We start from the raw sequence: 13643 nt of genomic DNA, 5'->3' as shown, positions 1-13643 counted from the left end.
CCCCCCCCCCCCCCCCGCCCCCCCCCCCGCCCGCCCCCCCCCCCCCCCCCCCCCCCCCCCCCCCCCCCCCCCCCCCCCCCCCCACTACATGGGACGGCCCTACAACGCAGAACGGCCCGCTTTCGCGGGCCGTTCCGATGCTGCATTGCCTTGCGGCAAACGCTTAGTGCTGGTGACCGCCGTCGCCGTGCACGTGGCCGTGCTGCACTTCTTCTTCGCTGGCTTCACGCACTTCGACGATTTCCACGTCGAAATGCAGGTCCTTGCCGGCCATCGGGTGGTTCAGGTCGACGTCGACCACGGTCATGCCGACCTTCTCGACGGTGACCGCACGCGGGCCGAAGTTGGTCTGCAGGATCACCTGGGTGCCCGGGATCAGCGGGGTCTTGCCGAAGTGCTTCTTCGGCACGCGCTGGGTCATGCCTTCGCGACGCTCGCCGTAAGCATCGGCCGACGTCACGTCGACGCCGAAGCTTTCGCCGGCTTCCTTGTCCATCATCGCCGCTTCCAGGCCCGGGATGATGTTGCCGTGGCCGATCAGGATGGCCAACGGATCACGGTCCTTGGAGCTCTCGATCGGCTCCTGGCCGACTTCGGAGACGGTGTAGTGGAAACGGACGACGCGGTCTTTTTCGATCTTCATGCGCAACTCTGATAAATGGCTGCCCGCTGGCAGACGTTGGGACGGCTTGTCGGCCGCCGGGGACGCCGCCATGATGACGGCCTTCTAAGGTGGCGCATTATCCGGGCTCCATGCACATCACGCCAGTTCCCCGCTTCCGCTCGTGGCGCCTGCCGGCCACGCTCCTGACCGTCGCGCTGCTGACCGCCTGCGGGCACAGCCCGCCGAAACGGGCCTCGGCACCCAATCCGGCCCGCAACTACTCCCCGGTCGCCCCCGCCGACCCCGCCGCAGCCGCCTCGGTGCTGATGCGCGCCCTGGGTCTGGTTGGAACGCCGTACCGCTATGGCGGCAATACCCCGGAGTCCGGCTTCGACTGCAGCGGCTTGGTCACCTATGTATACCGGGACATGCTGGCACTGAACCTGCCACGCACCTCGCGCGAGCTCGCCACCATCCAGGGGCCAAAGATCGCCCCCGATCGCCTGACCGCCGGCGATCTCGTGTTCTTTGGGAACAAAGGCAACGTCTTCCACGTCGGCATTTATGTAGGTGAAGGCCGCTTCGTACACGCTCCCAGCACTGGTGGAACCGTCCGCCTGGACCACCTGGATGGGGCTTATTGGCGCGATCATTACACCGGTGCGAAGCGGGTATTACGATAAAACGAGACATTGCCCGCGAAAAATAACGATTATTTAACGAAATTTGTACCTATCCACACGTTTCACAGGGCATGATCGCCCATCGACTTTTTCAAGTGACTGCCGCGTGACGACTGACAACACGTCCCATCCGAGCCAGCCCAAGATTGTTACGCTCACCCTCCGCCGCCTGATCTGCGCCGCGGCACTGGCTCTGGCCAGCCTGCCCGCCCTCGCCCAGAGCGCCGATACTGCCCCGGCAGCCAAGCCGGCCGCGGCCAAGACCGAAGCACCGCGCAGCAAGGCTGACAGCGCTGCCACCGCCACACTCGCCGCATTGCTGCCGCATCTGGCCGCCAGCGACACCATTCCGCTGATGGACCGCTCGGCGATGTTTGCCGGCGATCTCAGCCGCCTTATCTCCGCCTACGACGCCTCCAAGGGTGTCTCCGCTGCCACCGAGGCAGCATTGGCCAACGACTCCGACGGCAAGGTGCAGTCCATCCTGCGCCGCGCCATGACCCTGCTGGGTACCCCGTACCGCTGGGGCGGCACCTCGCCGGACGCCGGCTTTGATTGCAGCGGCCTGGTCGGTTACGTGTTCCGTACCGCTCTGGGTGTCGAATTGCCGCGCGTCTCGCGCGAGATGGCCAGCCAGGCCAATGCCGAACTGATCAATGACCGCGCCGCGTTGGCCGCTGGCGATCTGGTGTTCTTCGGCCGCAAGGGCCGCGTTGACCACGTCGGCATCTATGTCGGCGAAGGCCGCTTCCTGCATGCTCCGAGCACCGGCAAGGACGTCCGCACCGACACCCTGCTCACCGGTTACTGGGGTGACAAGTTCATGCAGGCACGCCGCATGGCGCTGTAAGCGCCCTGCTGGCAGCTACCTGCCAAGCCGCAACCTTCGGGTTGCGGCTTTTTTATTGCCCGTCCTTTCGACATCACTTGTCCTGCACAAAAGTTAATGCGAACAACGTTCCTGTCGCCTGCAACAAAGTGCCAAATACGATTGCGCATGCGTGAATGACAGGTATATGGTGACGCCGAATGGAGGAGTGACCAGGCATGGCCGCGACATCTGTGTCAAGTGCACGTTGTGTGATCTGGTTCGGAAATCCGGGGGCAAGAGAAAAAGTAATGCTGGCTGCGGATGGCTGGCAGGTGCGAACGGTACTTCCCCAACAGCCCGCCGACATTGGCATGCGCGGCGGCGATACGGTGGTTGGCCTGATCGATTTCCGCACCAGCTCGGAAAGTGAGCTGGAGCGCATCGGCAAGCTCACCGCCGAGCATCACCATATGCCGTTGTTTGCAATCACCCCGGCAACAGATGACATCGAATACTTGCCACGGCATCCCCTGCTTGCCGCCTGCCGCCAACAGTTCCCGCATCCACCGGATCTGAAGGAACTACTGCGCGGGCTGCAGGGCCTGAGCAATGAAGTGCCACGCGCGGCCAGTGAAGACGTGCTGGATACCCTGCTCGGCGAGAGCGAGGTGATGCTGGTCATGCGCGCCACCCTGCGCAAGTACGCGCCGGTGGACCTGCCGGTCCTGATCACCGGAGAGACCGGCACCGGCAAGGAAGTCGCCGCACATGCGCTGCACCGCCTGTCGGCGCGCAACGGCAAGCCCTTCCAGGCCATCAACTGCGGTGCCATTCCTTCCACCCTTGTCCAGTCGGAACTGTTCGGCCATGAGCGTGGAGCCTTCACCGGTGCCACCGGCCGTCGGCAAGGCCTGTTCGAAACCGCACACACCGGCAGCGTGTTCCTGGATGAAGTCGGCGACCTGCCGCTGGATGCGCAGACCAGCCTGTTGCGGGTATTGCAGGAAGGCACCATCGAGCGGGTTGGCAGCAATCAGCCCATCCCGGTGGATGTACGCATCCTCGCCGCCACCCACGTGGATCTGGAACGTGCGGTGGAAGAAGGCCGCTTCCGTCGCGATCTTTATTACCGCCTGAACGTACTGCGCCTGGCGATGCCGCCACTGCGCAAACGCGATGGCGACATTGAACTGCTTTCGCGCCAGTTCCTGCGCAACTTCCGCACCCGCCACCCCACCCGCGCCCGCGGCTATACCACTGAAGCGCGCCAGGCAATGGACCGCTTTCCGTGGCCCGGCAATGTCCGCGAACTGCTCAACCGGGTACAGCGCGCAGCCATCACCGCCGAAGGCGAACTGATCAGCTGCGCGGATCTGGAGCTCAACCAGGCTGCCAACGACGCCCAACTCGGCCAGGCACGAAGCCAGGCCGAACGCGAAACCCTGCTGTCCTGCCTGCAACAAAGCCAATACAACATCAGCGCCTGCGCGCGATTGATGAAAGTCTCACGGGTCACCATCTACCGCATGTGCCGCAAGCATCACCTGGAGCTGGAAGCGCTGCGTTGATCGACCGCACGCGGCGCCCTCCTCCACCAGAGCTCATCCCCCGATCATCCTCACAGCATGTAAGGCAGCTTGAACGCCAGGGTGAAATCCGGCGCATCCGGGGTAAGGCCAATTCCCAACATGCTCACAAAAGTGGCCTTGGATGTCAGCGCATAGGTCACGCCCAGATTGAGCGTACCCGCGTTGCCATCACTACCGATCACCTTCATCCACTTGCCGTTCTTGTAACGCGTGCTGGCACGTGCGCTCATGCGGTCGCTGAAGGAAATGCTCAAGCTGGTGCGCTCGTTGAATGCAAACGCCACGCCGGCACCGAAATAGTACGAATCGCCCAGCGTCACCTCACCGGGATTGACCGTGTCCGGATTGGCATCGATGTCGTCGAAGCTACGCTTGAACGAACGCACATAACCAATATTGCCGAACAGGATCGCCGGGTCCGCACTCTTCACCGCCGACAGGCCGATGTTCGCCTGCCATAGACCGTTGCCGGTCGGCTGCTTGGATGGCACCGCGAAACGGATGAAGTCATCGTCGTCGCGCTCGATCACCTTCCAATCCAGTCCATAGGGCTCGCGCCCCGTCGGCGCGGTGATACCGCCGGTCAAAACGGTCTCCGGGCGCCAGCCGCGCTCGCCAAACAGCTTGTAATTGGCGCTGACGGTGACATCGCCAATGCCGGTGCCGTGGGTTTCTTCCTGCGCGATGGCCGCCGCTGAACCACCCGCACCGCCCTTCTGGTAAATCGTCTTGCGGGCGATGTACGGCACATCCAGATTGAGGGTCAGCCGGGGATTGAGGCCCCAGCGTGCGGCAAAGTTGTAGGTGAGCGAATCGGACTCGACGTTCTCGATGGCGATGTTGCCGAGAAAGATCGCATCCAACGCCAGGAAGCCATTGAGGGTCAGCTGCTTTCGGTCGTAGCGCGCGTAGGTGATGCTGTTTTCCAACGTCAGCTTTTGATTGAACAGCGCCGACTGTTGTTGCTTCACGTCATCAACACTGCGCCGTGCCGCTTCCTTGGCCTGCTGCGCTTCAGCCGCGCTGCTTGCATACCCTTCGCCGGCCGGGGCCGCAGTTGCAGGTGGGGCTGTCGCTGCAACGGGAGCAGCCGCAGCCTCGCCGGCTGGCAGCTGCGGTGTTGGCAACACCTGTGCGGTCTTGCCACTGACCCGCGCCTGGATTGCCTGCACCTGCATGTCCAATTCACGCAGACGCCGTACCTCCTGGGCATAGCTGGCCTTGAGTGCCTCCAGCTGCGCCACCAGTGCCCGCACGTCCTCTGCATCCTTGTTGCCGGTTGTCGCCTCCTGCGCCATCACCCGTGGTGAAGCAACAGTCAGACTCACCAGCGCCGCCATCGCCAGTCGTTTCATTGTGTCGTTCCTCTACGTTGGACTCACCAAAAGCACGGGGCTGCCCCGCGCTCACTGCCCGCCTATCCCGCCAATCCCCCGATTGAGCGTGATGGCCTGTGCCACGTTCTGGGCCAACGGCAGGTTTCCCGCCATCGACTCCCTTACCAGATCAATCTGCAGCCGGTTGCTGACCAACTGCCCATCGCTGGTCAGCTGGACACTCTGGCCGACGCTGCCGCTGCGCAGCCACTGCTGCACAGCGCCCTGCCCCTGGATGGTCAGCTGCAGGCGCGCGGCGTTGCCGTCAAAGATGGCCACCGCGCTTGCGTCACCCGACTGCGCCGTTGCATTGCCAGCGACCGACCCACTGCCGCCCGGCACGACGCCATCGTTGCGTACATTCAGATGCATGACATTGCTCGCACGGTTACCATCGCCGGCGATCTGCACGCTCTGGCTGACACCGGCCACGTTGTTCAAACCGCTGCCATCGATGCTGCGTCCACTGGAATCAGGCAACGGCGCATTGACGTCGGTGATGCTGACGATCGGCGTGAACGTCACCTTCGGCACGTTGCCACCTTTGCTGAAGTCCATGCCAAGCGTCATGGCGCCCTGCAGGCTCTGGCCCGTCGCGGTTTGCCAGGTCGAGGTCATGGTCACCCCGAACCACGCCACCGCGTTGCCACCCACGGTATAGCGCCCACGCATCAGGTTGAGTTCGGGGTCGGGTATTTCATGCAGGCCCTTGCCTGGTTTCTGTGGTGTCTCAGCGCCAAACGCCGGCAGCGCGACATTCAGCGCCAAAGCCAGCAGGGCGAACTTGATTGTGCTCATCACAACACTCCTTCAGAACAGGTCAGCATGGCTGAAGCCAAAGTCGACCAGTTCCGCATCGGTAATGGGGCTGGCCCCCTGGCGTGCATACAGCGCGCGCGCACTGGGCCTCTCACTGGGTTGCAGCAGCACCGTATTGCGATCGAAGTCGCTACCTATGACCACGAACACCGCGCGCGAAGGCCAGGCTTCGAGAAACTCCGGTAACGGCACCACGCGATTGCCAAGGATCGGGTCAGCGACCTCGGCCATGCCATCACGTATCTGCTTGAGTACGACGAAGTGGCGAAAGCCACGTACATCCATCAGCACCAGGCTGGGGACGCGCAGGTTCATCAGCCGCTCTTCATCAATCCGATAACCGCGACCACGCATACCCAGGGATTCCACATAACGCTTGATATCCAGCAACGAAAATCCGCGTTGCTTCACCAGCTCCGGGTCGGCCACCCCCATCATGCCCTCGATCACCGTCGCCTCGTCGGTGTTGAGGTGGTACGCATGCTTGAGGATTGTCGCCAACGCCGCGGCGCCGCAGCTGTAGTCGGTCTGCTGCCGCACCAGGTTACGGAAACGCCGCTCCTTCATGCTCTCGATCTTGCCGCTGTACAGCGCACCATTTGGCAACACACTGCTGAACGCCACCTCCCCTGCGTACAGCAGGCCAGGCGACAAGCTCAACGCACAAGCCAACAGCAGCGAGCGAGCAAACATAAGCGTGTTACCTCCAGGTCGCCGGAAGGTGGGAGCCCCCTCCCGGGGGAGGGGAAAGGGGCTCCCGGAACCCGGTCATTGGCGGATGGCCGGGCTTGTTACGCTGAGCCAGTGCGTCATCCACGCGGATGACGCATCCGGTTACGGCTCGTTACCGGTACCGCCACCACCACCGGTTGACGGCTGTGCAACCGCCAGCGCGAGGCTGTTGGCCTGCAGGTTGCCGGTGCCGGAGGAGACGTTGACACCGATGTTGCCGGACGCATTGGAGAACGCCGAGCCCGACAGACTGGCGGTATTGGTCGCATTGACCGCCACCCAGTCAACGGTGGTTACCTGGCCGCTGAGGCTGGCCGTGAGATCAGCAGTTCCCATCTCGCTGAACTTGAGGTTGCCCTTCTCATCGGTATCCCATGCCATGCCACCCACGCCCGGACGGTTCGGATTGGCCACGGCACCCTGGGTCTGGTTGTCCCAATCGGAGTGACCGGTCTGGCCGCCAGCCGGATGCGAGTCACCATTCCAGTTGTCCGGATAGAAGTTGGTCTTCTGGTAGGAGTTGCCGGTGCCAGCGTACTCACCGGTGCCGCTGCCCTTGGTTGTACCAGTGACCTTGCCGCCCAGGCTTACGTTGATGGTGCTGACCATACGATCGTAGTAGCCACTGTTCTCGACCTTGTTGCCGCTCGAACTCTGGTTCGAACTGATGGTCGAAGTGGCATAGGCGGCAGTAGCGACCGAGGCAGCCAGAGCGTTCTTCTGCTCATTGTTGTTACCCGAGGTGACGTTGACGCCAATGTTGCCCGATGCGCCGGAGAAGGCGTTGTCGCCGATACCAGCTGCATTGGTCACGCCGTGGTTCCAGGTCATGTTGTTCATGCCAGCCTGGTTCACGAACACTTCGGCGTCAGCCATGCCGAAGCTGAAGGACGCATCGGCAGCGGACAGCGCCGCAGCATTGTCCTGCGTGTTGTTGTCGCCGGCAGCCACGTTGAAGCCGAGGTTGCCCGACGCCTCAGAACCCACGTCGTCGGCGATCGATGCGGTGTTGTCCAGCAAGCCATTGCGGGCCTGGTTGTTGGAGACCGACTGACGGTTGTCGATGAGTGCAATCGCAGCTGAATCCAGATCGATGTTGCCGGTAATGGTCGGATCACCGGAGAAGTTCACGTCCGAGCTCAGACGGATATCCTTCTCAAGGTTCACATCAACACCGTGGTTGTTCTTTTCCTTGCGCTCGTCGGCCGAGATGTTCGAGGTCTTCTGAACGTTCTCGGTGACGGTGCTGGTGGTTTCGGTGTTGCTGCGCGTGTCAGTGATGTTGTGCGTTTCGTTGTAGCGCAGGCGGGCTGCCGCATCCAACTTCAGATCAATGTCGGTATCGACATTGGTATTGATGTTGGTGTTGGTGTTGGTATTCGTCCGCGTCTCAGTCACAGCGTGCTGGTGATTGATGTTCGCAGTCGCGTTCTGGTCATCCGCCGCATTGGCTGCCGCGCTGAGGGTCAGCGCGGAAACCGCCATGGCGAGTACATTCCATTTGATCGCTTTCATGGTGCCCTCTTCAGATTTTCTGATGCATCGGGTGGATGGAACTGTGCTCACGGGGTGCCCTGCACTGAGATGCTGAATCTGTTCTCCGTTGCATTGCCTGATCCCGCGATCTGATTGAGTTGCAGTACGCCGTCAAACCCGCGCAATGCGGATGCCTCCACGCCAACCCTGCGGGTTGCGCGGGGGTCGGTGACGGTGGACTGCCCCCCTGCCGACGCGAGCACCTCGGATGAAGCCATCGCCTCATCACTTGCCTCGCGTATGCCCTGTGCGGCCAGTGTCGCGGTGACGGAGTTCAACTCCGCGTTGCCACCACCACTGGCCTGATTGATTGAAGCGATGCCGCCGGCACCGGCCAGGGCATTGCCGCCGATGGTGGCCGTGGCCTGCATCGGTGAATTGAAGAGATTGGACTGACGCTGCTGCAGGCTGCGAACACTGGCCGACGCGTGTCCGCCATTGGCCATGCTGTGCAGGTTGGCCTGCAGGTTGAGATCACCCGCCGCCTGGTTGACCTTGATCGAGCCATTGGCACCGGCCAAGGCCCCACCGTCAATCCGCGTGTCGGTGGAAAGATAGGACAGCATGCCGCTGTAGCTGTCAGTGCCCGATTGCGCGTGTGCACTACCCGCAAGGGCAAGCGCAACGACAAGCAGGGCAGCGGGAATGGGGGCGAAGGAGGCGTTCACTTGCCACCCGGCCCGGCCGGCTGGCCCAGCGGGAACTGTGCCAAGGCGCCACGCACCTGGTCGCCAATGCCGCGTGTCGCACCACCCACGGCGCCCATCGGGCCACCGATGGCGCGTGACAGCTGACCTCCGGACAACATGCCGTCATCGCCGACAACGCGCCCCAAGGTCCCGCCCACCATGCCGGTGGTTACTCGTTCGACCGTGGTCTGGCCGTGCCCGGCCAGCTGGCTACCAGCCATGCCCGACCCCATTGCCGCATAGTCATCGTCACTGAGCTCGCTCATGCCACCAGTCCCGAGCGCGGAGCCCAGCTCCTTGCGTGGTGAGGGATCGGCAATCAAGGCCATGCCCGGTGGTGCCATGCGGTAGGCCGGCCGCGTTGATACATCACGCAGCAACACGATCTCGCCCGGCTGTGCCTTTACGCCCTGACGTGCACCGGAAGCCATGGCGGTCTCACTAGCGACAGTACCGACCAGCAGCAAACCGATCAGGGCGGCATAACGATGTAGGGTCCAGCTGTCCATTGCGTCGTCCACTCGTACCAACGCGAGTGATAGAGCAGCATCCGTGCCAAGCAATAATTTCAATTAAAAACAACAGGTTGCCGTTTTACCCCGGCACCCATGGGTGTATCCATGTCACAGCCATGCTGACATCAAAGCCGGCGCATGGAAGCCCCGATGGAACCGCGAAAGGCATGCGCTGCCTGGCTTTCACGCAGCTGTATCAGTGCTGTTACAGACAGTTGTTACACCTGCTACAAGCAACAACCGTCGGATATGAGATAGGCCGGCAACGGCCCTGCGCTGCATGTAGGAGCGGTGTAAGCCGCGAAGCCGGCGGCGCCGGGCTACCCGCATCTCTGGCACCCGGTTAAGTCCGGGTTTCGCGGCTTTCGCCGCTCCCACAAAAAATCCGATGCCAAGGGACTGGCATCGGATTCTGGGTGACTCAAGTACTCAGGTGAACGGTATCGCGGCGATGCTGATCCATTCCTGACGCTGCGATTGCAAACCCGCTAGTCCGGATGGCGCCCACTCGCACCAGCGCCCATCGCAGGCGTTCCCGCAGCGTCGTACACCTGCTGATCGAGCAGCCCGGTCTCCTTGGCCACGATCACCGGCACCACCATCTGCCCGGTGACATTGGTCATGGTGCGCATCATGTCGAGGATGCGGTCGATGGCGTACAGGTAACCGATCGCTTCCAGCGGCAGGTTGGCCGCGCTCAGCACCACCGTCGCCATCACCACCGCCGTGCCCGGTACGCCGGCCGTGCCGAAGCTGCCCAGCACCGATGCGATCAGCACGATCACGTATTGCTCCGGGGTCAGTGGCACGCCGGTGTATTGGGCAATGAACACTGCACACAAGGCCGGGTAGATCGCACCGCAGCCGTCCATCTTGATGCTGGCACCCAGCGGTACCGCGAACGATGCGTAATCCTTGTTGACGCCGAGGTTGTCGCTGATGGAACGCATCGCCACCGGCATCGCCGCGAAACTCGACGAAGCCACGAACGCCACCTGCATGCCTGGCGCCGCACCACGGAAGAACTTCCACGGATTCAAGCCATGCGCAAGCAACAAGCCGCTGTAGACGATGACGATGTGCAACGCACAGGCCACGTACAGGGCCAGCACGAAGTTGCCCAGCGGCAGCAGCTTCTCGAAGCCATAGCTGCCGACCAGCCCGGCGATCAGGCCGAAGGTACCCAGCGGGGTCATCTCAAGCACGAAGCGGGTCACCTGGATCATGATCTCGCTCATCTGCCCAACCAGCTTGCGTGCCTCGTTGACCTTCTCGCCAAGCTTGACCATCGCAAAGCCGAGCAGGCCGGCGAAAAAGATCACCGGCAGGATCGAGCCACGTCCTGCCGCCAGCACCTGTTCGCCAGCCTCGTTGACCTTGGTGCCGATACCCGCCAGCGCGTAGAACACATTGGATGGCACCACATCCATCAGCACCTTGGCGATCGAAGGCACGTCACGTTTGGTGTATGCCGCATCCACGGCCAGCTCCAGGCCACCGGCGCCAGGCTGCATCACCGTGCCAACCAGCAGGCCGATGCCCACCGCGAATGCGGCGGTGATCACGAACCACAGGAAGGTGCGGCCACTCAGCGCGGCAACCGACTTCTGCCCGTGCAACGAGCCGATGGCGTTGATCACCGCGAAGAACACCAACGGCACCGCGATCATCTTGATCAGGGTGACGTAGAGCTCGCCCAGCGGGCCGAAGAAGGTCTCGGCCGCCGGCCCCAGCGCCCAGCCAGCCAGCGCACCCAGCACGAAGCCGCCGACCACCCGCTGCCAGAAGGGGATCCGCAGCCAGGCAGAAACCACATTCATATCGTCAATCCGGGATAAAAATCGAAGGTGGCCACGATAGCGCAAGGCCTGCGCCAGAACGATGCCCACACAGAAAAGCTGCGTGTCATATGCATGCCTTCCACGCTTGACCATAATGGCGGTCTGTCTTCATCCAGCGGTAACAACCACGATGCACAAAGCCAGTTTCCTGTCCGCCGCCCTGTCCACCCTGCTGCTCGGCGCCTGCGCCAGCACTGGCCCGCAGTCCGGCCCGGCCAACGCAGTCAGCGTTGACGTCCCCCAGATCACCCGCCCGGACGGGGAAACCCCGCAGTGGTGGTACCGCGACGGCGCCGCCCGCGCCGCCGGTAATGGCGCCATGGCCGGCAAGGCCAAGAACGTGATCCTGTTCCTGGGCGACGGCATGAGCCTGACCACCGTGGCCGCCGCACGCATCCTCGAAGGCCAGCGCAAGGGCCAGCCAGGTGAAGAGAACCTGCTGTCCTGGGAACGCTTCCCGGCCACTGCGTTCAGCAAGACCTATAACACCGACTCGCAGACCCCCGATTCGGCCGGCACCATGACCGCGATCACCACCGGCGTGAAGAGCCATATGGGCGCCATCGGCGTCAGCGCCGGCAGCCGCAACAACTGCGCCGACAGCCTGCCCAAGGGCCTGCTGACCTGGCTGCAGCTGGCCGACAGCGCTGGCATGGCCACCGGCATCGTCTCGACCGCACGCCTGACCCACGCCACCCCGGCGGCAACCTACGCGCACTCGCCCGAGCGCAACTGGGAGAACGACACCGACCTGCCAGAAGCCGCCAAGGCAGCGGGTTGCGTGGACATCGCCCAGCAGCTGATCTCCACCTCGCGTTTCGGCCAGGGCCCGCTGGTTGCACTGGGCGGCGGTCGTGGCCAGTTCACCACCATCAACGAGCAGGACCCGGAATACGCCGACAAGGTCGGCCTGCGCCTGGACGGCCGCAACCTGGTCGCCGAATGGCAGGCCAAGCACCCGCAGGGCGCCTATGTGTGGAACGCCGACCAGCTCAAGGCGGCCGCCAACGCGCCGGCCCTGCTCGGCCTGTTCGAGCCGGACCACATGCAGTACGAGCAGGACCGCCCCAAGGACCGCGCCGGTGAACCGTCGCTGGCGGAACTGACCCGCGCCGCCATCGCCAACCTGTCCAAGCACCAGGAAGGTTTCGTGCTGATGGTCGAAGGCGCCCGCATCGACCACGCCAATCACAGCGGCAACGCAGCGCGAGCACTGGGCGACACCATCGCCATGTCCGATGCGGTCAAGGCTGCGGTGGACGCCACTTCGGCCGAAGACACGTTGATCATCGTCACCGCCGACCACTCGCATACGCTGAACTTCGTCGGTTACCCGGCACGCGGCAATGCCATCCTCGGCAAGGTCAAGGACAAGGGCGGCGAAGACGGCATGGGCGCACTGGACCTGGCCCGTGACGGCATGGGCATGCCCTACACCACCCTGAGCTATGCCAATGGCCCGGGCTACACCGGTGCCAGCAACCAGCAGCCGGCCGGCCCGAAGCGCTTCCCGCATTCGCCGAGCAGCTTCGAGACCGCCAACGGCCGCCCCGACCTGACCCACGTCGACACCGAGCATCCGGACTACATGCAGGAAGCGCTGGTGCCGTCCAAGAGCGAATCGCACGGCGGTGAAGACGTCGGCATCTGGGCGCGTGGCCCGGGCAGCAAGGCCGTGCGTGGCACGATGGAACAGAACACCATCTACCACCTGATCGTGCAGTCCACCCCGCGCCTGCGTGAGCGCCTGTGCGCACTGGGCACCTGCGACGCGCACGGCGTGCCGGTCGAACTGCCGCAGCCGGTCAAGTTCGAGCGCAAGGCGCAGTGAGCCTGCTCCGGCAACGTGCCGGATGGCCAGTGGCAGCAATGCTGTCACTGGTCTCGCTGCCAGCGATCGTGCTGGCCGACGACGCCTGCTACCGGATGGACACCGATGCGTTCAAGATTCTGGAAGGCTGCAAGCGGACCGGCGATGGCAGGCTGATCGTCGCCGAAACGGCGCTGGCGCAGCTTGAGTACGATGCTGATGGACTGACCACCGTCATTGCCGGCAAACAGCATTACTACCTGCGTCGCGACGGCCGCCACTTGCCGGTGATCACCTACGACAACGGCGCGGATTACTTCGAGGAAGGCCTGACCCGATCGCTGGTCGATGGCCAGATCGGCTACTACGACCGCCAACTGCAACCGGCCTTTGCGGCCCGCTTCGACTGGGGCTGGCCGTTCAAGGACGGCATCGCCGAGGTCTGCCAGGGCTGCGCTCCGGGCAAACCCGACCCCGGTGGCCACACCGCCATCGAGGGCGGCAAGCACTACCGCATCGATCGCCAAGGCAAAGCCCTGCCCTGACCCGGCTCTGCACGACTTTGTAGGAGCGGCGTCAGCCGCGAAGCTGGCAACAATGTAATCGCCAGCCCATCTGCAATCTGAAGGTTTATCTGC

At 63.3% G+C, this 13643-nt stretch carries 12 protein-coding genes and 1 pseudogene; 5 read left to right on the top strand and 8 right to left on the bottom strand.

Annotation, left to right across the window (positions count from 1 at the left end; genetic code table 11):
• Nucleotides 1-163: 163 nt before the first annotated feature.
• Nucleotides 164-643, bottom strand: a complete 480-nt coding sequence (locus QMX78_RS15745) for a peptidylprolyl isomerase (RefSeq protein ID WP_282271251.1) — start codon at nucleotides 641-643, stop codon at nucleotides 164-166.
• A 73-nt stretch (nucleotides 644-716) separates the two neighbouring features.
• Here QMX78_RS15745 and QMX78_RS15740 point away from each other — a divergent pair.
• The 3 genes and pseudogenes from QMX78_RS15740 to QMX78_RS15730 all read left to right on the top strand — a co-directional run bounded on the left by QMX78_RS15740 (nucleotide 717) and on the right by QMX78_RS15730 (nucleotide 3666).
• A pseudogene (locus tag QMX78_RS15740) lies at nucleotides 717-1287 on the top strand (C40 family peptidase).
• A gap of 106 nt (nucleotides 1288-1393) precedes the next feature.
• Nucleotides 1394-2137 (top strand): C40 family peptidase, encoded by a 744-nt coding sequence (locus tag QMX78_RS15735; protein WP_282271248.1) that lies wholly within the window; start codon nucleotides 1394-1396, stop codon nucleotides 2135-2137.
• 197 nt (nucleotides 2138-2334) lie between these two features.
• Nucleotides 2335-3666, top strand: a complete 1332-nt coding sequence (locus QMX78_RS15730; protein ID WP_282271246.1) for a sigma-54 dependent transcriptional regulator — start codon at nucleotides 2335-2337, stop codon at nucleotides 3664-3666.
• Nucleotides 3667-3716: 50 nt separating this feature from the next.
• Here QMX78_RS15730 and QMX78_RS15725 read toward each other — a convergent pair whose 3' ends face one another.
• The 7 genes from QMX78_RS15725 to QMX78_RS15695 all read right to left on the bottom strand — a co-directional run bounded on the left by QMX78_RS15725 (nucleotide 3717) and on the right by QMX78_RS15695 (nucleotide 11174).
• Complete coding sequence (locus tag QMX78_RS15725; RefSeq protein WP_282271244.1) at nucleotides 3717-5042, bottom strand: transporter; 1326 nt, start codon at nucleotides 5040-5042, stop codon at nucleotides 3717-3719.
• 51 nt (nucleotides 5043-5093) lie between these two features.
• Complete coding sequence (locus QMX78_RS15720) at nucleotides 5094-5861, bottom strand: hypothetical protein (RefSeq protein WP_282271243.1); 768 nt, start codon at nucleotides 5859-5861, stop codon at nucleotides 5094-5096.
• A 12-nt stretch (nucleotides 5862-5873) separates the two neighbouring features.
• Nucleotides 5874-6575, bottom strand: a complete 702-nt coding sequence (locus QMX78_RS15715) for a C39 family peptidase (protein WP_282271242.1) — start codon at nucleotides 6573-6575, stop codon at nucleotides 5874-5876.
• 141 nt (nucleotides 6576-6716) lie between these two features.
• The gene (locus QMX78_RS15710; protein ID WP_282271240.1) at nucleotides 6717-8129 is read right to left on the bottom strand and encodes an adhesin; all 1413 of its coding nucleotides are present in this window, start codon (nucleotides 8127-8129) and stop codon (nucleotides 6717-6719) included.
• A gap of 47 nt (nucleotides 8130-8176) precedes the next feature.
• Nucleotides 8177-8785, bottom strand: a complete 609-nt coding sequence (locus QMX78_RS15705; protein ID WP_282271255.1) for a hypothetical protein — start codon at nucleotides 8783-8785, stop codon at nucleotides 8177-8179.
• Nucleotides 8786-8814: 29 nt separating this feature from the next.
• Complete coding sequence (locus tag QMX78_RS15700; RefSeq protein WP_282271238.1) at nucleotides 8815-9348, bottom strand: hypothetical protein; 534 nt, start codon at nucleotides 9346-9348, stop codon at nucleotides 8815-8817.
• Nucleotides 9349-9842: 494 nt separating this feature from the next.
• A complete protein-coding gene (locus tag QMX78_RS15695) occupies nucleotides 9843-11174 on the bottom strand; it encodes a dicarboxylate/amino acid:cation symporter (protein WP_282271236.1) in 1332 nt (443 codons plus the stop codon).
• 151 nt (nucleotides 11175-11325) lie between these two features.
• On the opposite strand from QMX78_RS15695, the gene QMX78_RS15690 reads away from it, so the two are divergent.
• Nucleotides 11326-13026, top strand: coding sequence for an alkaline phosphatase (locus QMX78_RS15690; RefSeq protein WP_282271234.1), 1701 nt, complete (start codon nucleotides 11326-11328; stop codon nucleotides 13024-13026).
• A gap of 38 nt (nucleotides 13027-13064) precedes the next feature.
• Nucleotides 13065-13550, top strand: coding sequence for a WG repeat-containing protein (locus QMX78_RS15685; protein WP_282271253.1), 486 nt, complete (start codon nucleotides 13065-13067; stop codon nucleotides 13548-13550).
• Nucleotides 13551-13643 lie beyond the last annotated feature (93 nt).

The organism is Stenotrophomonas sp. PS02298 (assembly GCF_029959445.1).
Classification (GTDB): domain Bacteria; phylum Pseudomonadota; class Gammaproteobacteria; order Xanthomonadales; family Xanthomonadaceae; genus Stenotrophomonas.
The sequence above is the reverse complement of the archived record's forward strand: the minus strand, read 5'-3'. Positions and strand labels throughout refer to the sequence as shown.

What these genes read in the sequence shown, in the direction of transcription:
- QMX78_RS15745 (WP_282271251.1), bottom strand. Translation starts at nt 643, where the DNA reads ATGAAGATCGAAAAAGACCGCGTCGTCCGTTTCCACTACACCGTCTCC.
- QMX78_RS15715 (WP_282271242.1), bottom strand. Translation starts at nt 6,575, where the DNA reads ATGTTTGCTCGCTCGCTGCTGTTGGCTTGTGCGTTGAGCTTGTCGCCT.
- QMX78_RS15730 (WP_282271246.1), top strand. Translation starts at nt 2,335, where the DNA reads ATGGCCGCGACATCTGTGTCAAGTGCACGTTGTGTGATCTGGTTCGGA.
- QMX78_RS15710 (WP_282271240.1), bottom strand. Translation starts at nt 8,129, where the DNA reads ATGAAAGCGATCAAATGGAATGTACTCGCCATGGCGGTTTCCGCGCTG.
- QMX78_RS15695 (WP_282271236.1), bottom strand. Translation starts at nt 11,174, where the DNA reads ATGAATGTGGTTTCTGCCTGGCTGCGGATCCCCTTCTGGCAGCGGGTG.
- QMX78_RS15700 (WP_282271238.1), bottom strand. Translation starts at nt 9,348, where the DNA reads ATGGACAGCTGGACCCTACATCGTTATGCCGCCCTGATCGGTTTGCTG.
- QMX78_RS15720 (WP_282271243.1), bottom strand. Translation starts at nt 5,861, where the DNA reads ATGAGCACAATCAAGTTCGCCCTGCTGGCTTTGGCGCTGAATGTCGCG.
- QMX78_RS15685 (WP_282271253.1), top strand. Translation starts at nt 13,065, where the DNA reads ATGCTGTCACTGGTCTCGCTGCCAGCGATCGTGCTGGCCGACGACGCC.
- QMX78_RS15725 (WP_282271244.1), bottom strand. Translation starts at nt 5,042, where the DNA reads ATGAAACGACTGGCGATGGCGGCGCTGGTGAGTCTGACTGTTGCTTCA.
- QMX78_RS15690 (WP_282271234.1), top strand. Translation starts at nt 11,326, where the DNA reads ATGCACAAAGCCAGTTTCCTGTCCGCCGCCCTGTCCACCCTGCTGCTC.